Source organism: Clostridium sp. M62/1 (assembly GCF_020736365.1).
Taxonomy (GTDB): domain Bacteria; phylum Bacillota; class Clostridia; order Lachnospirales; family Lachnospiraceae; genus Otoolea; species Otoolea saccharolyticum_A.
Genome location: NZ_CP085988.1, coordinates 3140175 through 3161548 on the forward strand (window position 1 = coordinate 3140175; position 21374 = coordinate 3161548).

The following is a 21374-nucleotide window of genomic DNA, read 5'->3' on the forward strand; positions in this document are numbered from 1 at the left end:
CGCTCCGGTTTGGAGTGGCTGTTTTCAATTTCAGTAAAGGTGGTGGTTTCTATTCTCTTTCAAAAAGCCCGGAGGGTGCTGAACAACGAGCGGGGCGAGGCCAACTATTTCAGTACGGTGGTCTTTATCTTCATCGCTGTCCTGCTGCTGGCCTTCATTATTGACCTGTTCAGCATCATTTCCACCAAGCAGGAACTTGACCATGCCGCCGATCAGATGGTCAAACAGATCCAGCTTTCCGGCGGCGTCAACAGTGAGACCGATGAACTGTTTGAATTTTTGAGTTCTCAGATCGAGGGAGCCGAAAATATTTCCTACTCCATTGACGCTACCTATACATCACCCAGGCCATCCGGTATGACAAATGCCATCCAGTTGGGCACCCCCTTCTTCATTACTATCGAGGGAGATGCTAAACTGGGCGGGTTCTGGAATTTTGACCTGGTAAACATTACAGTGGTTGCCCGCGGCAGCGGCGTCAGTGAGCACTACTGGAAGTGAGGTGACCTATGAAACGCATATTCCTGCGACTGAAACAGCCGCTGCGAAACGAACGGGGCGAGATCACCTTTTTCGCCTGCTTTTTTGTGGTAGGCATCGTGATGCTGATTTCCTTCCTGCTCCTGTACGCTTCCATACGGATCACCTGTATCAACATCCGCAACGGCGCTAAAATGGAGTTAAATAACCTTAGCGGCACGATTTATGCAGATACCTACCGTTCCCAGCGTGAAACTAACTTTGAAGAGTACCTAAATACCCTTTACTCCAGCAGTGACTATACCGACATGCTGGAGGCTACAGTGGCAGGCGGCCTGGACTCCAAGATTCCGCTTTCAACGGAGGATTACAAGGTTTCCGACATCAGCCTGGAGTTCAATGTAGAAGATGGACGGGTTGAGTACATCTTTTACTGTGACGTGGAGTTTTATGTGCGGATGTTCGGCCACAGTTATCCGGCTATCACCCAACGGGTAGAGCTGACAGGCTACCACAACACAAAATTCTAACAATACTGTTGAAAGCCCAGCACATTCTACCGTATAGGCTTTATATAACAGCAAAAAAGGAGTGTATGTAAAATATGAAGAAGTTTTTCCAATCCAAAGGCTTTATTGTTTCCTCGCTGGCTCTCCTCTGCGTCACTATTCTGGGTGTCTGCTGGTTCGTAAGCCGCGACCGTACCGGAGATTTTAGACCGGATGAATCCCCACCCAGCAGCGTCACCGGCGATTGGTCAGATGGTGGCACACAGACAGATGGTGATAATGGAGCAGATGCTTATGCTCCCGGCCAGTCCACAGATGCCGAAGAAGAATATCCCAAAGTAACCTCCCAAACGGAGGATGAGGTTGTGATCGACTTCACCGATACTGAAAAGTTTGAAGAAACGCCTCCTCCGGTGCCGGAAGGTAAGACCGAAATCAAAGATCCTGGTCAGGAGCATACCGTCAATCCCGACCCGTCAGTTCCGGAGGTTACTGCCCCGCCCGCCGAGCAAGCGCCGCCCAGCAATGAGCCGGTTCCAGGCTCCAGCAACGGAAATGGAGCTGTATATGATCCGGTGTTTGGCTGGGTTGTTCCCGGCAATGTACAGCAGTCCACCGGTGACAGCGATGGAGATCTGAACAAACAGGTCGGCAATATGGGCTGATTTACTACAACTGAATATGGCACTACTTGGCCGTCACAGGATTGTGGCGGCCTTCTTATTTTCAAAAGGAATGGAGCGTGATGTATTTGAAACGACTTCTCGCCTTCCTATGCTGCTTTGCCTTTGTTTTCTGTCTATTCCCCTCCTCTGCCTTTGCAACGGGCGGAAACGGAAACATAGATGGCGGCGGTGGCAGCATGGGTCACGGCACAAGCAGCAACTTCTGGAATTCAGGCAATGATGGTGTCCGCATTACTGTTGTTGACGCATCCAGCGGAACTGCCGTATCTTCTCCACTGGACTTTTCAAACCGGACGCAGAAGACCAGTCTTCTCCACTTTGGCAAAGTCAACAAACTGCAATACCTGGGCGGCGCCGGCCTCTCCCTTCAGTCCGGCGTTGCCTATTCCTGCATCAGACCTGCACAATCTATGCCCACAATCGTCAGCAGCAAGGGGCAGAGCAACATCGAAGCCATCAAACGGTATTTCTGTTCTGAATATGCGTGCATGATGGTCGCTCAGGCAGCCGGAGTCGATTATGAGCGGATGATTGCCGGCGAGTACAAGCTGCTGATCGAGCCCATTGCCTATTTCACGCACAACGGCCAGTATTACTGTATGACAGCTACTGAAGCCGGCCTGTATGATCAGATGTCCGGCGGCAATCTGCGAAAAACCATGACCTCACTTACCCATAAAAATCTGCCGCTGTCAATGTTCCTGGAATTCAGCGACCTTGGCATCTCCGCCTGGACAGGCAGCACCACTGGAAAGCAGAACAATTCCGACATCATCAGCACCCTCGGCGTTGGTATTGTCTGGTTTGATGAAGCTCCGCCGGAAGGAGAAATTCAGGCCCCTGATGTAGAATACCGAGTAGATACGGATGTGATTACCGCCGTCACACTGCGGACAGATCAGGATCTGACGCCGGATAATCCGGCATCGGTTACCTTCCATATCCTCGGCACCACCTACCGAGTCAATGATATAGTGATCCCAGCCGGTGACAGTCAGGTAGTCTGGGTCAAATGGCATACCCCCTCCACCCCGCAGACCGTGACCATTACGGTATCTGTCAGCGGCGCCTATACCGCTCAGGATACCTTTGTTGCAAAGATCGTGGATCTGAATGAGCACATTCCGCCTGACCCTGTGGCAACCGACACCAATCCCGGCTACTCTGTGCCGCCCCTGCCCAATGAAACGCAGAAGCTCACTGCCAACTGGGGCGTCTGGAGCTGCTACTGGGTGCCTGTATGGGTATGGTGCGACCACGGTGAAGATGGCGGGCACTGGGTTGATGAAGGGTATTGGGAATACGAATATACGGGCTACTCCGCTTCCATCAGCGGCGAGATGTCTCTAATGCCAGACGATATTGTACCCACAGCATCCGGCAAGACAATGAAAAGCGGGTACGGCGTTAAAACCGAAGTGCGGGCAACGCTGTCCACAGATGCCCCGACCAGCCACATTACTTATCCCCAAACTGCTTTTTCCGTATTTCCTGAGTTCCAGTATCAGACCTATCTGCGGCTTCTGCAGCGTTCCGGCGGCCAAAGTGCAAAATTCATCTTCAAGCCCAACGAGTTTTCCACCTATGACCGGACAGTGCATTTCACACCGCTGTGGTTCCCCGATGCCACCGACTACACCATCTATACACAGGTGTGGGATACCTGGACTCCTGACGGCATGTTATCCATCAACCTAAATGACTATGTTTCAATCCAAGGGAGCCTTTATGATGACTGGTATACCAATCGAGAATAACCTCTGGACAGCTTACCTGCTTACCATATTTTTTGTGGTGGCCGGCTTTGCTGTCTACGATGTGCTTTACAGACGGGTGCCTGACCGGGCACTCGTCTTTTTTATCCCCTTAGCTGCCCTGGCGCCGGTCCTGCAGGGGTATTTCCTGTTAAATCACGGGCTCCCGCCGCTCTTCCTCTGGCCGGTCGCTACCCATGCCCTGGTAGGTGCCCTGCTCGGCTTTTGTATTCCATTGGCAGCTGCACTGGCAACAAACAGCACTGGTCTGGGCGGCGGGGATATCAAGTTCTGCGGGATATTAGGGCTGGTCTATGGTCCTTCCGGCATGGCGCTGGTCTTTCTGACTGCCGCTGTTACCGCAATGCCTGTGATCTTTCTTCTCAGGCGGCTTTATCGAACTGGGCAGCCCCTTGCTATCCCGTTCCTGCCATTTCTCGCCTGTGGCTGCTGTACAGCGACCCTGGCCCAACTATTTTTAAGATAGGAGACAACGCTTATGAAACTGAATAACCGATTCATCTTCGGGATCCTCTCTCTGCTGTTGGCGGCAGTTATCGCCTTTGTGGCACTTCCAACCATCGCCCGTCAGACCAATGGAAAAGAGGAAATCGTCCGTATCACCCAGCCGGTATTGAAAGGCGAGCAAATCTCGTCAGAAAATGCCGAGGTGGTTGAGGTAGGCGGCTATAACCTCCCCTCCAACATCGCCCATCAGCTCTCCGATGTAAATGGTCTTTACGCTACCGCCGACTTGGCTGTGGGTGACTATATCCTTACCAGCAAGATCAGCTCTGTACCGGTTTCGTCCGATGTGGCGCTCAACAGCATCCCTTCCGGTAAGGTTGCTATCTCGCTGACCGTCAAAACACTTGCTTCCGGCCTCTCTGACAAGCTTCAGCCCGGTGACATCATCCGTATTTACCACTTTCTTGATACGGCCGCCGAAGTACCGGAACTGCGTTTTGTCAAAGTATTGTCCGTCACCGACTCAGACGGCATCAATGTGGATAATGCCAAGGAGCCCACGGAGGATGAAGAAAAGCAGCAGTCAGCCACCATCACTGTGCTGGCAAGCCCTGAACAGGCGAAGATCATTACCGGTCTTGAAAATGACGGCGTAGCTCATGTGGCTCTTATCTCCCGCAACAATGACAAACTGGCAGATGAGCTGCTTGCCGAGCAGGATAAGACTCTGCAGGAAATCTACTTCCCCGAAACTTTGATTGAGGAAGAAGCTGCAGATGCGGAAAATTCTGATGTTGAAAGTGAACCCCAGGAAACGGAAACTGCAGAGTCTGCACAATCCACTAATGAAACTGCACCCTCGGCAGAATAATCAAATCAAGGAAGGAGGATCTTCGTTATGGGTAAAGTTATCACCGTCTGGGGAAGCCCCGGCAGCGGCAAATCCATGTTCTGCTGTATTCTGGCAAAAGCCCTGACCCGGGACAAGCGGAAAGCCATCATTATCAATGCCGATATGAATGTCCCTATGCTGCCGGTCTGGCTGCCGGAGCAGATCATCCAGACCAATACCTCTATCGGCCAGGTTTTGAGCAGTGTGGAGATTGATACATCTCTGGTTGCCAGTCATGTGACAGTGCTGAAAAACTATCCCTTCATTGGGATGATGGGCTATGCGGCAGGAGAAAACCCGCTGAGCTACCCGGAGGTCAAATATACCATGGTACTGCAGCTCATTCATGCTGCCGCCAAACTGGTAGATTTCGTCATTCTGGACTGCAGCACCAGCATGACCAATGTGTTCACTCCCGCCGCCATTGAAGCCGGCGATGTGGTCATCCGTATCCTCACCCCGGACCTAAAGGGCATCAACTACCTGAAAGCCCATCAGCCTCTGCTTGTGGACGAGCGCTTCCGGTTTTCTGAGCATATGACATTCGCCGGTCTGGCCCGTCCCTTCCACGCCTTGGATGAAATGGGCTATATCATTGGCGGGTTTGACGGCCTGCTTCCCTACAGTAAGGAGATCGACCGCTGTGCTACCGAAGGCGGTATGTTCAAGGCTATCACCTACTGTAACCCCAAATACACTGCTTCACTGAACAAGGTACTGGAAATTCTGGAGCAAATGGAACTGGCCGAGCAGTCAGAGGAGGATGTGGCGTATGAATGTGAGGAGGATGCCGATGAGTAATTTGAATGATATATTCTTCACACCGGCCGCCAATCAGGAGCTGACCTATGACCAGATACTGGAGGATGTACAGCGGTATTTTGCCGAAAACCATGCCTCCACCATTGCCGAAGCTGGGGAAGGCAATGCAGAGCGTGCCACAAGCCTGCTGAAAGAACTGATGGAACACTACATTGTCAAACGCAAATATGCCCTTGACGGGCTCTCTACAAAAGAACTGTGTTCCAAGCTCTATGAAGACATGGCCGGCTACTCCTTTTTGAAGAAATGGATCTATAAGCCCGGTGTTGAGGAGGTCAACATCAACGCCTACAACGACATTGAAGTGATCGAATCCAGTGGGCGCAGTATCAAGATCCCTGATAAATTCAGTTCGCCCCAGCACGCCATCGATGTGATCCGCCGAATGCTCAACGCCTGCGGCATGGTCATTGATGATACTATGCCCAGCATTGTGGGATTTCTGGACAAGAACATCCGTATTTCGGTGGACAAAACTCCCATTGTGGATGCAGATGTAGGCGTCAATGCCTCCATCCGTATTGTCAATCAGCAGACCGTCAGTGAAGAAAAACTGCTGAACTCCGGCAGTGCCACCGCTGAAATGCTTCACTTTCTGACTGCCTGTATTCGATATGGGGTGTCTGTCTGCATTGCCGGCTCCACCGGCTCCGGCAAGACCACGATCATGGCCTGGCTGCTGTCCAATGTGCCCAATAACCGGCGCCTTATTACCATTGAAGAAGGCAGCCGCGAATTTGATCTGGTCAAGCGGGATGCGCAGGGCAATATCCTTAATTCCGTAGTACATCTGCTGACCCGCCCCAGCGAGAACCCTGCGTTGAACATCAATCAGGATTTTCTTCTGGAGCGGGTGCTGCGTAAGCATCCGGATGTCATCGGCGTGGGTGAAATGCGGTCAGCAGCAGAAAGCTTGTCCGCAGCCGAAAGTTCCCGCACCGGCCATACCGTATGTACCACCATCCACTCCAATTCCTGCAACAGTACTTACCGCAGGATGATGACCCTTGCCAAACGCAAGTACAACATGGATGACTCCATCCTCATGCAGATCATGGTAGAGGCGTATCCCATCATCGTCTTTACCAAGCAGCTGGAGGACCGTTCCCGTAAGATCATGGAGATCATCGAGGGCGAGGACTACCAGGACGGGCGGCTGATCGCCCATTCCCTATACAAATATGAAGTGGAGGACAATGTAACTGATGACCGTGGTGAAACCCGTGTGGTAGGGCACCATAAAAAAATTGGCTTGATCTCCGATTCCTTGAAGAAAAGGCTGCTGGACAATGGCATTTCCAACAAGGAATTGGAAGAATTCATGCAGCCGCCAAAGGAGGTGGGTTAATTGCAATGGATCTATCTTATCTGTTTTATCCTGCTCAGTGCTGGGCTTTTGGCTCTGTTTGGTGTGAAGCCGGGTGATTTTATCGACGCCCTCTTCCGCTCCCAGCGAAAATCCGCCACCTTGTCGGATGAACTGAATGTTCTTCTGGGCACACCAGCCAAGGGCTTTTTTAATCAGGATTACGAACTGAAACAGATCTTGAAGGGTACCGGACGGGCGGACCGCTATGAGGCAATAAAACGACTGTCCCTGATTCTGTTCGCTGTGGGGGCTGTGCTGGCTCTTTTGATTGGGAATGTGTACATGGTGCCCATTCTGGGTATCGGTTTTTCTCTTATACCGATCTGGTATCTGCGCAGCACTGCCGCCAGCTATAAAAAGCACCTGAATGAAGAACTGGAAACCGCTATTTCCATCATCACGACTTCCTACCTGCGCACCGAGGATCTGATCCGTTCTGTCAAGGAAAACCTGCCCTATATCAATGAGCCGGTAAAAGCCAACTTTGAAGCCTTCGTTTATGAAGCGGAATTGATCAACGCCAACATCACCAGTGCTATCAACAGCCTGAAGATGAAGATTCCCAACCGGGTCTTCCATGAATGGTGCGGCACCCTCATCCAGTGCCAGTCCGACCGCAGTATGAAGAATACCCTTCCTACCATCAACCAGAAATTCTCCGATGTGCGTGTGGTGCAGTCGGAACTTGAGGCAATGATGCAAGGGCCGCGGCGTGAAGCCATCACCATGATATTTCTGGTTATCGCCAATGTGCCGCTGCTCTATTTCTTGAATGAGGATTGGTTCCACACCCTTATCTTCACCACACCGGGCAAAATTGCACTGGCGATCTGCGCAGCCATCATCCTATTTGCGCTGACCCAGATCATGAAACTGAGCAAGCCCATCGAATATGGAGGTGATAGCGTATGACTTTTCTGGCGCTCATCGCCATCATCTTCTTCAGTTTTGCTGTCTACAACCTGACCTGCGCCTTTGTGGACATCCCGACCAAGAAGACCTCACAAATGATGATGCTCTCCCGCAAACAGCAGGGCACCAAAAACGAAAAGCTGCTTGATGTCTATGTGACAAAAATCGCCGGTTGGATCGCCCCTTATTTGCGGCTGGACCGGCTCAAGCGCAATAAGGTACAACGCGCTCTGGACATTGCAGGTCTGCAGCTTACCCCGGAGGTCTATACAGCCAGAGCCTGGGTAACTGCAGGGGCAGTTGGCCTGTGTGCCATCCCCATGGCACTTCTTATTCCGCTGCTGGTGCCTATTTTGATCGGTCTTGCAGTGGCGCTGTGGTTTTCAACCTACTATGCAGCCTTTGATTTTGTTAAAAAACGCCGCAAACTGATTGAGGGCGAGATTCCCCGATTTGCTTTGACCGTCGGCCAGAGCCTTGAAAATGACAGGGATGTACTTAAAATTCTGACTTCCTACCGCCGTGTGGCTGGGAAAGACTTCGGCGCCGAGCTGGATCAGACCATTGCTGATATGAAGACCGGCAACTATGAAAATGCCCTCATTCGATTTGAAACCCGCATTGGCAGCCCCATGCTGTCCGATGTGATCCGTGGCCTGATTGGTGTCCTGCGCGGTGATGACCAGCGGATGTACTTCAAAATGATTACCTTCGATATGCGCCAGATCGAGCAGAACAATCTGAAAAAGGAAGCTGCCAAACGTCCCAAAAAGATCCAGCGTTACTCTATGATGATGCTGATTTGCATTATGATCATCTATCTGGTGGTGCTCTGTACCGAGGTTATGAGTTCGCTCGGGGCATTCTTTGGCTAATCGGCATCCGCCACGGTATTTCCGGGCGTTTTCATACCTGCTCCTCATATGGAAGACAGATACACAGGGAGGTGAGCGTTTGTACCCAAGCGATTTTCCATAGCGGCAGGCACACCATTCTTTTTCATCTGGACTGAGCCGGACTGTTTCATCAGCCCGGCTCCATTTTTTACAGGAGAATGCCTATGCCCAAAAAGAAATTTTATCCGCCGAATGATACCGGCACCAAAAAACGCCGCTTTCGTTGCTTGCTGTTCCAGCGGCCTAAAGCATATCCGAACCGGCCCCGTTCCAACAAAAACAATCTGATCAAGCCTATCCGCCGCGCTTAACAGACGGTGGACTTGATATACCATCCACTCAATCATCAAACATATAACAGGAGGTTACCCATGAGAAAATTCACGACCCATATCTATACCAAAGCCAACTATCTGCTCAACCGCGGCCGTATGGCATTGTCCAATCAGCGCGGCGATTTTTACATTTCGGACGCCGTCAAAATCATTATCGCCGTAGTTTTGGGTGCGCTGCTCCTGGCGGCTCTGACCCTCATCTTCAATGATACGGTCATCCCCCGCATCACCCAGGAGATTGAAAGTCTGTTCTCCTAAGCACCAAATCAGGGGCCAGTTTGCAGAACTTCTGCAGCTGGCTCCTTTTTTTATTTTTAGAAATGCAAATGTACTGTAACGGAGGTGAAAGCATGAATCAAAAACCGTGTCAGTTCTATTCCTTTCTGCAGGCAGTCCGGGGTAACTGGCGTAACGCCCTGTTCATCCGCTGCAGCGGTTCACTTTGTCCAATGATCCGGCAGGCATCTTGTGAGGGATTCCTGATGGCAGCAGACGCAGGCTGTCAGCCGATCTTTCTGTCCGTTCAGACAGTGCGGAAGCTGAGTGGAGAAGCAGTGGACCCCGAAGAATGCTCTGCAATTCTGGAGTGCCGCTCGTTTCGGACTGCTTATACCAAGTTTCTGGAATGGCATACCTCTTCGGACCATGTATGTCCGTTTTTACAGCTATGCCCAGACCGGGATACCTACTTCGGATGATTCTGCCTGTTAAGACGCAATGCCGCCGTCATCGGCGCGTAATGGAGGTGATTTTATTGAAACAAAAGCAAATCAAATGTCCTTATTGTCATGCTCACGCTTCTCTTCGGCCTGCAAGCCTTGTGTATGGATCTACTCCACAGACCAGAGGAAAATTCCTGTATGTCTGCGACAGATGGCCGGCCTGCAATGCCTATGTCAGTGCTCATGAGCGCACATTGCTCCCCATGGGGACACTGGCGAATGGCGATCTGCGCCACAAACGCATTCTAGCCCATCGTGCCCTAAAAAAACTGCAGCAGGACTGCCATATGGAAAAATGGGAAGTCTATATCTGGCTGCAAGCCAAGCTGGGACTGGATGCACACCAGACCCACATCGGCCAGTTTTCCGAATATATGTGCGAGCAAGTCATTTCCCTCTGTCAGCAGGCTCCGGCGTACACATCCGGGCGTGCTGCCTGAACGGAGGTGAAGCCGGATGAAGCAAAACTTTAAGCTTACCAAAGACCAGCAGACACTGGTAGAAAAAAACCTGTCCATCGTTCACTGGGTCATTGTCAACAACATTCATGTGAATCCCGGCATCTGTGGTCTGGAGTATGGAGATCTGTTTCAGGAAGGGTGCCTGTGGCTCTGCAAGGCCGCCTTTACCTACCATGCCGGACAGGCACAGTTTTCAACCTACGCCAAAAAGGTTGTGAAAAACGGAATCCTCTCCTACTGCCGCAAAATCTGTAGCCAGGGACGGCACATCAGCCGGCTGATCATCGGAGAACAGGGCGAACTGGCTGCAGATGGAGAACAGATAGACCAGCCAGACGACCATTTTGACTCCCATCTTTCTCGTCTGGAGACCCTTGATCTGCTGGAAGCCAGCAAACAGAACTATCAGGGCGTTGCCAGACTTGGCATCGAAGCGCTGGCGCTGAAGGTCCAGGGAATGCGCATTACAGACATCGCCGCCCTCTATCAAGTCCCTCCTTCCCATGTGGGTGCCTGGATTTCCCGTTCTCTGGAAAAACTTCGCAATGACCCTGACTTTTTGACCTGCCTGCTTTGATTTGTTGAAAATCAGCATCAATATCAGTAAGGGATATGTATAAAAAGGAGGTATCGAAATATGGCAATCAAAACCCTATACACTGCGGTCGGCCGGTTTGAGAGAAGGACAAACGGCTGCAACCGCAGTTGTCCAATCATCCTGTTAGGCGGTCAAGAGTACATGGTCGATATGCAGGAAATGGTGATTTGGAGCATGCTCAACTGGAGAATCCTGCGCTGGGATGACATCGCACAAGAATACGAAAAGCTATCCACCGCATCCGGTTACTGTACCGAGCGGTCTTGGGAAGACTGTACAAACCGCCTGCTGACCCGTGGCCTTCTGGTATCCGGCAGTGGTGAAACAGAATACGATGCTCTGTATGACCTGCTTGGCTCGCTCAGCATTATCCCAACCAGCGGACCGTTCTTCCTCCGGCTCGCCTCTTTTGTCAAGCTGACGCTGCTGGCACATGTTCCGGTATCCGCCGCGCGGAAACTGTTCCAGAAAGAGAAACGCACCAAATACGAAGCTCTGGTCATGCGCCTTGCCGGACAAGCCCTGCTCTCCACTGCTGAGATCATCAAGTGCATAGATAAAAATATTTCCCGTCTCCCCAATGAATGTGCGCTTTTGGATTCCCTCTACGGCGATGAAACGACCACCAGTGACAACATTGCCAGCATGGTCAAAATCAGCCAGAGCAGCAAGCCGGTGACATTAGCCGTTGCCAATCTTTATCTGCGGCAGCAGATTATCTTTGAGAGGGTATGAGCATGATGGAACAATGGACTCTTTTTCCCACTGTATTGCAGAGAAAGTTTCTGCTCACTCTGCTGGCCGGAATCGCCAGTGCGGGAATCAGCGTCATCATCTGCGTGGCGACTAAAGATCATATCCTGCTGGCATTGGGAATTATCGTACTCTGCGCCTGTCTTATATCCTGTAGAGGAATCTGGGTGACTGCGGCACATAAGAACTACGAAGTAGTGGAAGGCATCTGCGCCGGTATCAGTACACCTATGCTCCGCCGCTACCGCAAAGTACATCTGATAGACAGCCATGGCGTAGAGATCACACTGCTTCTCAGTAAATCGGCCCGGCTTAAAATAGGCGAACCCTACCGATTTTACTTTCAGAAAGGGGCACGACCTACCGTTGGAAATGACTATCTGGATGCCGCACTTTCAACGAACAGCTTTTTGGGCTATGAAGCAATCAGCGAGCCGTAGAAAGCGGAACTGAAAGATATGACTGACATCCCCCTAATGTTTTTTGAGGGAACAGAAATCTATTTATATTGCAATCATTTTACAAAAAGGATTCAACTCCTTGACAAAGTGATGTATAATGTACTTTATGTAAATTAGCATCAAGGAGTTTTAGAGATATGAAAAAACTAATAGAAGTATCATTAAAATCTATCATTTTCTTTATTGGATGGGCAATTTTCGTATCAGTTATACCGATTCCTGATATTGACAATACAGCGTTGTGGAGGTTTTTTGCAGAACTAATACCGTTTTTGGCGATTGTTATTATGACCGTCATTTTTTGGTTTGTAGATCGTAAAAAAACCAAGTTACATCTCACACAGCGCCCCGTCTATAGCAGTGTATTAGGAGGGACAGTTGGACTAAGTTGGTTAGGTATATCTGTCGGTATTTTGCTTTTTACCGGGTCTGCACGGATAGAAGGTACTAATCATATTTCTATGCTCTGGCTCTGGATACTATCAGCCTTTATCAACACAATTATGCAGGAAATGTTGGTTCGTGGTTATCTATATCAGATGATAAAGAGAAACTACAATGTAGTTGCGGCAACTGTTGTGTCTACCATGCTGTTTACTTTTGCACATGGAGGTGCTTTTGAAGCAGGAACTCTCCCTGTTTTGAATGTTTTGACAATGAGTTTGTTTATGACAGCAGTTTTGGAATATACAAATTCTTTAATTGCCCCTATAATCGTTCATTTTCTCTGGAATAGTGTAGGAGCGATTATTTTGGGAGGAGTATCACTTGCAGAGGACTATCCACATTTGTTTAATATGACATTCGGTGGCAATCAACTGCTATCTGGTGGAATTTATAAAATTGAAGGCAGTGTTGTAGTATTTGTTTTGAATGTGATTATGATAATTGGATTTATTATGGCAAAGAAAAAGAAGAATATTGCATAAGAAGTCACAAACCAACAATCATGAAGTTGTTTTGAAATGCTCCTTTTATGATGACAGTTTATTTTCACTGTCTCCCATAAAGGGAGCATTTCATTTTCCTTATATTTTGCAGAATACATTCCTTCCGTCCCTATTTATTAGGTAGATAAAAGAAAGGAGGGTTTCCCATGTATAAGCCCCACACCATTGAACAATACAAAGTCTATCGCTTTCTGGAAGAAAACTTTGCGCTGGAGCATTTCCTGCTCGCTCCTTTGTCACGCTTCGGACTGATGCTGGAGGACAAAACCGATGAGAAAATCGCGTTTGCCTTTCTCAATAACTGTGTGCAGGAAATACCCGTACCAGCTCCAGCCGATCCGGAAACGGTAACCGCTTTTCTAAAACAATTCCGCAGCCTTACGCCCCACCCAGTCATCCATGACTTTGAAGCGCTGACCCGCTGGTGGCTGGACAATCCCAACCCGCTTACCTACCAGCAGGCGCTTGGTATGTCCGATGATCTCTACCGCCATTTTCTGTCTCATCCTTTGATCAGTGAAGATGAGGCCCTTCGGCTGGCACGCAAAGGACTCGTTACCGAATCGGAATATAATGACCTGCAGCTATGGTATTTCAACGGCCATACAATGTCCTGCTGGTTTGGTCCTCTGGGAGTAGATGGCACCGGCAGCCTATACGGTCTGACCTTTGACTATCAAACGGCATCCCCAACAAAGACTCAATTCTACCTTTTGGATGACTACTACCGTGTTATGAACCATCTTACAGAGTAAGACCTTTTCAACTACTACATATCGTGCTTGTCACTGGCAATAAATCTATATATAGTGTTTTATATCTTGACAGACACAAGATCCAGTGCTATACTGAACTTGTAATTGATTTTTGTGCGTATCCCATTTGGGAATACAGGTCTTTTTGATCTGTACCGTAGGCCAAAAGCCTGCATTGCACACGCTGTTAAGTTTGTATGCAAGTGTCAGTGATTTTTTGCGCCCTTTTAGGGCCGAAAAACTGCTGGCACTTTTTTATATAGATAATAATGCCAATGGCAGAAAGGAGTGTTATGGCACAGATTTTTGTGTTCGGGCGCGTCATGAACGACCTCGTACCCAAAGAAAGCCAGTCCAAACAAAGCTATGTATGCTTTGATCTGATGGAACGCACCAAAAACTGGACGCAGTTCTATCAGGTATGGGCCTGGGATGCAGATGTCACCCGGCTCATGCAATTCAAGGTCAAAAAAGGCAGTATGATCTGGCTTGCCGGCTCACAGCGGCTGGTAGATGTTCGCATGAAGGACGGTAAATTGGAAAAGAAACTGAAGGTCAGTCTAAATGACTTTGGTTTCCTCCCCAAACAGCCCGCCACAGCGAACAGACAGGAGAATGACCCGGACATTACTGCGGAACCCGCACCGCCTCCCACAGAGGTATTGGACGGTGACCGTGAATCCCTGCCGGAGTAGTTTACTTCGGCGCCCAAGAGGGACCGTATCAAGTTTTTCAGAATGAAACTGAAAGCTTGGTGCGGTCCCTCTTTTTTTGTTTTCCAACAAATTCAGAAAAAGGATGGTATCAAACATGAATAATGACAGAGGACTTTTGAGTGGCAGCATCACGATCCTGATTGGTGCGGTCATCGCAATTATGGCTCTGGTACGCGGGCCCTGGCAAGTCTGGCTGCTTCTGGGCGTTTTCACTCTCTGGGGACTGTGGGTAGTTTTGATCCTGCTTCTCCCCTATATGCAGCAGGCTAAACGGCATCGCCAGCGTCAGCAGCGCACCAGACAACTCCATGCAGAAGGCATCCAAACAAGAAATTTTGAAATTCCTGACCTGGGCAGCACCAGCTCCGATGACCTGCTGGTTCGCCACACCAACCATCGTATTCTGGCATATCTGCGCTCCGCTTATCCGCAAGCCACCTTCGAGTGGTGTGAAAAGCAGCCGGAGCAGCTGATCCGCAATGGCGGTACCGGCCGCATCCGTGTTTTTGGCATTGACGAGTTTGATCACGCTGATGTGACACTGGATCAGAACGCCAATATCAAATGCGATATGGTCAAGATCGTTCCGCTATCCAAGGTCGGCGGAGAAACCGGTGAGGATGATACAACACCTCCGAACAGGCAGCCCGTTGATCCCCGTATCTGGTATGAAACACAGGGACGCTCTGTACTGGAAACACTGATCTCCGACCTTAATTCCCGTGGGCACAGCAAACTGACGCTTCGGGAAGACGGTGATATCTGCATTGAGCAGGGCGAAGATGCTGTTTCTCAGGAGCATCTGAACAACTTTCCCCAGAAGGTCTACTGGCCCCGTCTGGCAGAGGTACTGGAAAGCAATGGTCTGGCCGCAGAAGTCACTGCCCAGGGCATTCAGGTGTCCTGGTAATGCTTCTGACGCCAAGGAGCGAAGAGAAAGGAGTGAACTTGACGAATGAAATCAGGACTTACCATCGTGGAAATGGCACAGCAGATTGAACGCCAATCCAAACTCAAGCAAGACTATTTGCTTGATACCAGACGGCTTCAAGTAGAACCTTTTGGTTCTCAACTTTATCTCCATACCTTTGATGACCACGATGACCCACTGGTAGAGCCATTGGAGATTAACCAGATCGCCCATCGGCAGATCGGCACACATCTGAAGATTCCGGCTGCTTACTATGACCGTATGCTTTCCGATTATCCAGAACTGCTGGCGGAGAATGTGAATTCCTGGTTCCAGCGGGAACCGACCCAGCGTATGGTCCGCACTCTGGATGGCACTGTACGGGCGTTTTTGAGCAACCGCTATCGCCGCATTGACAATCTGGACATTGCAGAAATCGTCCTCCCTGTCATTCAGCAAATGGAGGACGCCTATTTTGAAAGCTGCCAGATCACGGACAGCCGTATGTACATCAAGGTAGTCAACAAGCGGCTTGAAGCCGAAGTTGTACCCGGTGACATCGTACAGTCCGGCGTTATCATCAGCAATAGCGAAGTTGGACTGGGTTCCGTCAACATCCAGCCTTTGGTCTATCGGCTGGTATGCAGTAACGGCATGGTCGTCAACGATGCCCAGACTCGCCGCACTCACATCGGCCGGGTCAATGAGGCAGATGAAAACTTTCAACTGTTCTCACAGGAGACATTGGCCGCTGATGACCACGCATTTGCCATGAAGATCAAAGATACCGTGATGGCCGCCGTGGATGAAACGCGGTTTACACGGGTAGTTGGCATGATGCGTGAAGCCACAACCGTTCAGATGAATACCACTGATATTCCCGGCGTTGTCCGTCTGGCAAGCAAGGATTTCAATATCACCGAGGAAGAAAGCACCGGCGTTCTGCAGCGTCTGATTGAAGGCAAGGATCTGACCCTCTATGGGCTATCCAATGCCGTAACACGCTTTAGTCAGGATGTGGACAGCTATGACCGCGCCACTGCCCTGGAGGGGATCGGATACAATATCCTGTCCATGCCCCGACAGCAGTGGAACCGTATCAATCAGATGGCCGCCTGACCATCTGCAACCATCACAGTTTTTAAGGAGGAACCACTATGTATAATCAGAACAGCGATTTGATGAAACAGGAAAAATTCATGCTCCCCACTATGATCGAAGGCGATTTCAGCGCCGAGGAACTGGCTGAGGACGCCGATGGTCTGCAGATGAGTTTTCAGCGTGTCAAGATTCCCGCCGGCGGCACACTCCAGTTTGAGATGCCGTCCGATGATCCGGACAATCCCGACTATGAAAAGAATCTGGTAGGCGTTATTCTGCATAACCACGCCACCTGCGCCTACTGGCCGGCTGGCAGCGAATATGACGACGATACCACGCCGCTTTGTTCTTCTGTGGATGGCAAGGTTGGCATCGGCACTCCCGGAGGCGCCTGTGCTGCCTGCGTGATGAACCGCTTTGGTTCTGCACCTGATGGCAGCAAGGGAAAAGCCTGTAAAAATATGCGTGTGCTCTACCTGCTTCGCAGTGGTGAATACATGCCTCTGCAGGTAAATCTGCCTCCTACCAGCATCAAGCCCTTCAAGGAATTTCTGAACCGGGCCTTCATGCTCCGCCGCCGCGCCACTTACGGCAGTATCGTGCAGATTGGTCTCAAGCGTGAGAACAACGGCACCAATGACTACAGTGTTGCTACCTTCAAACTGCTGCAGGATTTCCAGGGCGAGGAGCTGGCTCAGATCCGGGCTTACGCCAACAGTTTTAAGGAGCAGATCAAACTCCTGCTCCAGCAGCGTGCCGAAATCACTGAGGAGCAGCGCGACACCGGCTGCGATTATGTAATCGAGCCTGGCGCCATGACCAACGAGCCGGCAGATGGTCACTATACTGTCAGCCAGATCAATGGTGACTGCGAACAGCTGCCTGCATAAGTATCTTGATGTGGTTTGTGCCACATGACACATAAACAAAGGGATGCCTTCGGTCTAACACACCGGAGGTATCCCTCTTTTTTTATTTAAGGAGGAAACCACTATGTTATGTGAAGTACCATTAAACAAAGAACAGCAGGCATTTGCCGCCGATCATCATGGTCTAGTCTACAAGTTTTTAAATGAAAACCGTCTGCCGGAAGATGAGTTTTACGATGTGATCATTTTTGGCTATCTCCGAGCAGTGTATCGCTATTTCAACGAGCCCAAGCTTCAGAAATACTCCTTCGCCACAATCAGCTGGAAATCAATGCAGGGGGCTTTATCTAATTACAATCGATACCAAACTCGCCGCAAACGCAATATGGAGGTTCTCAGTATTCATGTCGGGTTATATCCCGATGGTGCGCCTTTAGAAGATACCATTCCTGCCCATGACCCAATCATGCAGCAGTTGGAAATGGATCTTCTTCTCCACGAGCTGGCCGGCAGAGTCTCTAAGCAGCAAATGGATATTGTGCATCTGAAACAGGGCGGCTATGGCATCCGTGAGATTGCCCGCACCCAGAAGGTTCCTATGCGGCGCATTAAAGAGTTGCTGGCTGAAGTCCATGATGTGCTGCTGGATATTTGCTATGGATGAACCCATTACAGATAAGAAATACCCTTACATCCACATTTTCAAAAAGATTGGAGGTCAAACCGAATGAAGAAAGAAAAGAAACAGATCGTTTTGAATGGTTCTCTGCTGCGTCCACTGTCTGTTGGACGGGGTGCGATTCTGCACGCCGGAGGAAACATCTACCATACTTCGCGTGTGGTGGCGATTCTGGAGGAGTCGGAGGATTGCGTCCGTTTTGAAACGCAGAACTCCCACTACCATCTCTCCATGTCCCCTTTTCCGCTGGCGGCTGTCAGTCCGCTCCCTGTGAGATTGGCCGCATGTGCGTGAAGGGGCTGTAAATGGATTGGAACAGCCGGCTCACGCTGACTATTCCACAAGTTCTGGCCGTGGCGGATACCATTCCGTCACGGCTCTTTTTATGGAGGAACAAAATGAACGAAGAAATCATGAATGATATCCAATCAGTCCGCCCCAAAGACCAGTTCACCTTTTCCTGCCGTCAATGCGGGGCGTGCTGCCGCAATATCGAAGGCTGTGTAATGGTGGAAAGTCTGGACGCCTACCGTCTGGCTCGCTATCTCCGAACAAAAGGTGAGCCCATCGAAGGAATAGAGGATTTCCTGTTCCGTTACTGCGAACCAGAACCACTGACTGAGGAAGGCTTCCCTATCTATATGCTCAAGACAAAAGCCCCTAACGGCTCCTGCATCTTCCTTACGGATGGGCGCTGTTCTGTCTACCCTGCCCGTACCCGTACCTGCCGTATCTATCCTCTTACCGTAGGTCCAGGGGAGCGTGGCCGCGATTTTGAATACTGCCTGTGTCTGGACCGACACCAGAGCCACTTTACCGGCGGCCGGGTATCCGTCAAGGACTGGCTGTATCAGAATTTCAAGCGGGAAGACAAAGAATATGTAAAGCGGGAATATGAGATCGCTACCGAACTGGGCAAACTGATGCGCGCCATTGATCCTGCCATGTGGCCAGGCATTGTATTCAAGGTGCTCTACTACCGCTATTACAATTTTGATTTAGACCAGCCTTTTCAGCCTCAGTATGAGCAGAATAACCGGCATCTGTTAGCAGACCTGCACCGGATTGTCAGGGAACAGTAAAAGGCAAATGGCTTTTAGAAAGGGGGCCTTATTTTATGAATTTACACGAAACAGCAATGGGGCAAAGATTTTTTAATGTTCAGCTCCCTGCACTGATCAACACACTCAAAGATATTGCGGCGGCGCTTTCTCGCCCTGCACCATCTGCTATATCCTTTCCGGCAGACCCACGCTTTCTCACTTCGCTCTATTATGGCGAATATGAAGCAGATGTGTTCAAGCCCGATAAACGCCTCGCACCTTTTAACCAAGCAGTACATCAGAAAGAAAAAGCTCTGCTTCCGCTGCTCTCCAACGAGGCGTCCATCGCTTTTGAACAGTATCAGACTGCGGTACAATGTCGCAATTCTGCTGTATTGGAGCAGGCATACGCCTCTGGTTACCGTACCGCTGTGCAGATGTTTGCGGCAGGCTTAGGCCCACAACCGCCAGTACCGGAACATGGGGAGGATAATAATGGATGAGAACAGACTGCCCAAACTGCCCCAGGAAGCTTTTCGGCCAATGATCGCACAATCAGTCCAACTGGAACAGTTTTTAGGGGAAGAACTGATTTTTTGCTTTCGGGATCTTGATGGCGTTCATACCTTTACTACCTGCTATGGCGATATCTACAAAACGGTCAATGCACTGCGGGACTATGTCCGGCTTCTGGAATCGGTGTGCGATCAGTGGGAGCTGACTGGATTCCATCGTGCTACCTACGAGTACCATGCAGAAAAACTGCGTAAAATTGCGGATAAACTGCAAGCTGGTATCGGCTACGACTATGACAAAGCGGTGGAAAAATGCAAAAAGAAACGCGCCAGAAAGTCCCACAGCAACGATGTCGGGGAAGATGCCCTTCTACTGACGGTACGGGCTGCCGGCAAGTCCGCTGACAATGAAAAGGAGGCTGCGCCTTATGAGGAAGATACCCCTTGGGAACCTGAACTCGAATAACCCTATAAAAACACCTGTTAAAAAGTATCATGCAAGCGTTGCCCGACAATCCCCCAGAGAACGGAACCGATTGCTGGCTTGCAAGAATTTTGCGTTTACCCACGCCAATGTGCATAAGCACTGCCGCCACTTCCGGCGCGGATAACCGCCCGGAAGCTACCCACGGAGGATGCCTATGGAACGAGATGAACTACGCACCACTTTAGTGAACCATCTGGAAACCCTGCGGCGCAACCTGCAGGTCGTATCCATGGAGGTGCTGAAAACCAAATACAAAAAACCATTTGATGCCCTGCGGCAAGACATCTGTAAAGCCGCTACCGCTTATACCCGCTTTCTGGTATTCGATGGTATGCGGATCAAACACAAATACTTTGATGAGGCCGTACCCTATATTGATGCAGCTGTGAAGCAAACCAAGCGGCTCAAACAGATCTCAGATGCTGCCTTCCAGCGTCAGGATATTGACGAGATCGAATCACTCGCCCTTGCCCTGCGCAAAGAGATAGAAGCAGCTCTGCAGCCCTTCTATATGGGGCATATGTGCCTTTATGTGACGCCGGAATGCTTTGATGACCCGCCCAAAACGCCAGAAATCTACAACGATGCAACCGCCTGCGTCTGGAGGGATGGTACATGGCAACTCCTGGAGGATACCAGCAAAGGGTTCCTGCTCTTTGTCCAATCCAAATCCAAGGAGGAATCTGCCGCATGAAAGAAACATCCCAACGATATCTAAACAGCGAGGCTCACGGTTATCTCATGGAGGCCAAAGCCTGTACGCTTTTGCTCAAAGACTTGGAGCGCATCCGCGCCAAGCTCAGGCGGCACATCGAAAAGGAAGCCGCAGACCGCGAGGCAGAATTTGAAGCGGCCATGCAATACCATAGCGAAAGCGACATCCAGGAAGCCTACGGCTGGGAATTCATCAGTGAACAGCAGTATGAGCACTATCTGGAATTGTTCCGTCAAGGTCGCAGGGCACTTGATGAACACAGCCCCACTGTTACAGAACTGGCTCTCTCCATCCTGAACCGTATCTTTCAGGATATTGATAGAGACTGCCGCCAATGCGAGTTTGAAGCCCTGTCTCCGGAAGAACAGCTTGCCGAGTTGAAGCGTGCTGAGGAATCCAGGCAGGCATGGAGGCAGTATATCGCCAGTCTGAAGGAAATGATCAACCCCTCCGCTGCGCAGGAATGACCCTTAAAATCGCTACTGAAATTTACTTTGCAGACTGCCTACTTGCAAA

General features: G+C 50.2%; 30 protein-coding genes. All 30 read left to right on the forward strand.

Going from position 1 to position 21374, the window contains the following annotated elements:
- The first annotated feature begins 9 nt into the window (after positions 1-9).
- The 30 genes from LK436_RS14580 (at position 10) to LK436_RS14725 (ending at position 21325) form a co-directional block, all read left to right on the forward strand.
- Positions 10-501 (forward strand): DUF4320 family protein, encoded by a 492-nt coding sequence (locus LK436_RS14580; RefSeq protein WP_243863234.1) that lies wholly within the window; start codon positions 10-12, stop codon positions 499-501.
- A gap of 8 nt (positions 502-509) precedes the next feature.
- Positions 510-1010, forward strand: coding sequence for a hypothetical protein (locus LK436_RS14585; RefSeq protein WP_008394779.1), 501 nt, complete (start codon positions 510-512; stop codon positions 1008-1010).
- Positions 1011-1084: 74 nt separating this feature from the next.
- On the forward strand, positions 1085-1654 hold the full coding sequence (locus tag LK436_RS14590) for a DUF6550 family protein (RefSeq protein ID WP_008394778.1): 570 nt from the start codon (positions 1085-1087) through the stop codon (positions 1652-1654).
- 80 nt (positions 1655-1734) lie between these two features.
- Positions 1735-3432, forward strand: coding sequence for a hypothetical protein (locus LK436_RS14595; protein WP_008394777.1), 1698 nt, complete (start codon positions 1735-1737; stop codon positions 3430-3432).
- The gene (locus LK436_RS14600; protein ID WP_008394775.1) at positions 3404-3916 is read left to right on the forward strand and encodes a prepilin peptidase; all 513 of its coding nucleotides are present in this window, start codon (positions 3404-3406) and stop codon (positions 3914-3916) included. Before LK436_RS14595 ends, LK436_RS14600 begins: the two co-directional genes overlap by 29 nt.
- 12 nt (positions 3917-3928) lie before the next feature.
- Positions 3929-4768, forward strand: coding sequence for a Flp pilus assembly protein CpaB (gene cpaB, locus LK436_RS14605; protein WP_003499634.1), 840 nt, complete (start codon positions 3929-3931; stop codon positions 4766-4768).
- Between the two features lie 27 nt (positions 4769-4795).
- On the forward strand, positions 4796-5590 hold the full coding sequence (locus LK436_RS14610) for a hypothetical protein (RefSeq protein ID WP_008394774.1): 795 nt from the start codon (positions 4796-4798) through the stop codon (positions 5588-5590).
- Complete coding sequence (locus LK436_RS14615; RefSeq protein WP_008394772.1) at positions 5583-6959, forward strand: CpaF/VirB11 family protein; 1377 nt, start codon at positions 5583-5585, stop codon at positions 6957-6959. Before LK436_RS14610 ends, LK436_RS14615 begins: the two co-directional genes overlap by 8 nt.
- Positions 6960-7892, forward strand: a complete 933-nt coding sequence (locus tag LK436_RS14620; protein WP_006873411.1) for a type II secretion system F family protein — start codon at positions 6960-6962, stop codon at positions 7890-7892.
- Positions 7889-8767, forward strand: a complete 879-nt coding sequence (locus LK436_RS14625) for a hypothetical protein (RefSeq protein WP_008394770.1) — start codon at positions 7889-7891, stop codon at positions 8765-8767. Before LK436_RS14620 ends, LK436_RS14625 begins: the two co-directional genes overlap by 4 nt.
- A gap of 185 nt (positions 8768-8952) precedes the next feature.
- On the forward strand, positions 8953-9099 hold the full coding sequence (locus LK436_RS14630) for a hypothetical protein (protein WP_006873413.1): 147 nt from the start codon (positions 8953-8955) through the stop codon (positions 9097-9099).
- A gap of 60 nt (positions 9100-9159) precedes the next feature.
- Positions 9160-9381, forward strand: a complete 222-nt coding sequence (locus LK436_RS14635; RefSeq protein WP_006873414.1) for a DUF6133 family protein — start codon at positions 9160-9162, stop codon at positions 9379-9381.
- Positions 9382-9473: 92 nt separating this feature from the next.
- On the forward strand, positions 9474-9821 hold the full coding sequence (locus tag LK436_RS14640) for a hypothetical protein (protein ID WP_003499640.1): 348 nt from the start codon (positions 9474-9476) through the stop codon (positions 9819-9821).
- A 41-nt stretch (positions 9822-9862) separates the two neighbouring features.
- Positions 9863-10285, forward strand: a complete 423-nt coding sequence (locus LK436_RS14645) for a zinc-finger-containing protein (protein ID WP_003499641.1) — start codon at positions 9863-9865, stop codon at positions 10283-10285.
- A 16-nt stretch (positions 10286-10301) separates the two neighbouring features.
- Complete coding sequence (locus tag LK436_RS14650) at positions 10302-10883, forward strand: sigma-70 family RNA polymerase sigma factor (protein WP_008394765.1); 582 nt, start codon at positions 10302-10304, stop codon at positions 10881-10883.
- 60 nt (positions 10884-10943) lie between these two features.
- On the forward strand, positions 10944-11639 hold the full coding sequence (locus LK436_RS14655; RefSeq protein WP_008394764.1) for a hypothetical protein: 696 nt from the start codon (positions 10944-10946) through the stop codon (positions 11637-11639).
- The gene (locus LK436_RS14660) at positions 11636-12097 is read left to right on the forward strand and encodes a hypothetical protein (protein WP_008394763.1); all 462 of its coding nucleotides are present in this window, start codon (positions 11636-11638) and stop codon (positions 12095-12097) included. The genes LK436_RS14655 and LK436_RS14660 overlap by 4 nt, the downstream gene beginning before the upstream one ends.
- Positions 12098-12255: 158 nt before the next feature.
- Entirely contained in the window at positions 12256-13047 is a 792-nt protein-coding gene (locus tag LK436_RS14665; RefSeq protein WP_008394760.1) for a CPBP family intramembrane glutamic endopeptidase, read from the forward strand.
- A gap of 167 nt (positions 13048-13214) precedes the next feature.
- The gene (locus tag LK436_RS14670; protein WP_008394758.1) at positions 13215-13823 is read left to right on the forward strand and encodes a hypothetical protein; all 609 of its coding nucleotides are present in this window, start codon (positions 13215-13217) and stop codon (positions 13821-13823) included.
- Positions 13824-14116: 293 nt separating this feature from the next.
- Complete coding sequence (locus tag LK436_RS14675) at positions 14117-14518, forward strand: single-stranded DNA-binding protein (protein WP_025529798.1); 402 nt, start codon at positions 14117-14119, stop codon at positions 14516-14518.
- Between the two features lie 115 nt (positions 14519-14633).
- Entirely contained in the window at positions 14634-15449 is an 816-nt protein-coding gene (locus LK436_RS14680) for a hypothetical protein (RefSeq protein WP_008394754.1), read from the forward strand.
- Between the two features lie 210 nt (positions 15450-15659).
- Positions 15660-16568, forward strand: a complete 909-nt coding sequence (locus LK436_RS14685) for a DUF932 domain-containing protein (protein WP_227910087.1) — start codon at positions 15660-15662, stop codon at positions 16566-16568.
- A gap of 38 nt (positions 16569-16606) precedes the next feature.
- Positions 16607-17440 carry a hypothetical protein gene (locus tag LK436_RS14690; RefSeq protein ID WP_006874319.1) on the forward strand — a complete coding sequence of 278 codons (834 nt, stop codon included), beginning with the start codon at positions 16607-16609 and terminating at the stop codon, positions 17438-17440.
- A 103-nt stretch (positions 17441-17543) separates the two neighbouring features.
- Complete coding sequence (locus LK436_RS14695) at positions 17544-18083, forward strand: hypothetical protein (RefSeq protein ID WP_008394752.1); 540 nt, start codon at positions 17544-17546, stop codon at positions 18081-18083.
- Positions 18084-18146: 63 nt separating this feature from the next.
- Positions 18147-18392, forward strand: a complete 246-nt coding sequence (locus LK436_RS14700) for a hypothetical protein (RefSeq protein WP_006874321.1) — start codon at positions 18147-18149, stop codon at positions 18390-18392.
- A 104-nt stretch (positions 18393-18496) separates the two neighbouring features.
- Positions 18497-19180 (forward strand): YkgJ family cysteine cluster protein, encoded by a 684-nt coding sequence (locus LK436_RS14705; RefSeq protein ID WP_227910088.1) that lies wholly within the window; start codon positions 18497-18499, stop codon positions 19178-19180.
- A 35-nt stretch (positions 19181-19215) separates the two neighbouring features.
- On the forward strand, positions 19216-19644 hold the full coding sequence (locus LK436_RS14710; protein WP_008394750.1) for a DUF6809 family protein: 429 nt from the start codon (positions 19216-19218) through the stop codon (positions 19642-19644).
- A complete protein-coding gene (locus tag LK436_RS14715; protein ID WP_008394749.1) occupies positions 19637-20122 on the forward strand; it encodes a hypothetical protein in 486 nt (161 codons plus the stop codon). Before LK436_RS14710 ends, LK436_RS14715 begins: the two co-directional genes overlap by 8 nt.
- Positions 20123-20297: 175 nt before the next feature.
- Positions 20298-20837: a hypothetical protein gene (locus LK436_RS14720; RefSeq protein ID WP_044930293.1), complete on the forward strand. Its 540-nt coding sequence runs from the start codon at positions 20298-20300 to the stop codon at positions 20835-20837.
- Positions 20834-21325 carry a hypothetical protein gene (locus LK436_RS14725; protein WP_008394747.1) on the forward strand — a complete coding sequence of 164 codons (492 nt, stop codon included), beginning with the start codon at positions 20834-20836 and terminating at the stop codon, positions 21323-21325. The genes LK436_RS14720 and LK436_RS14725 overlap by 4 nt, the downstream gene beginning before the upstream one ends.
- The last annotated feature ends 49 nt before the right edge of the window (positions 21326-21374 follow it).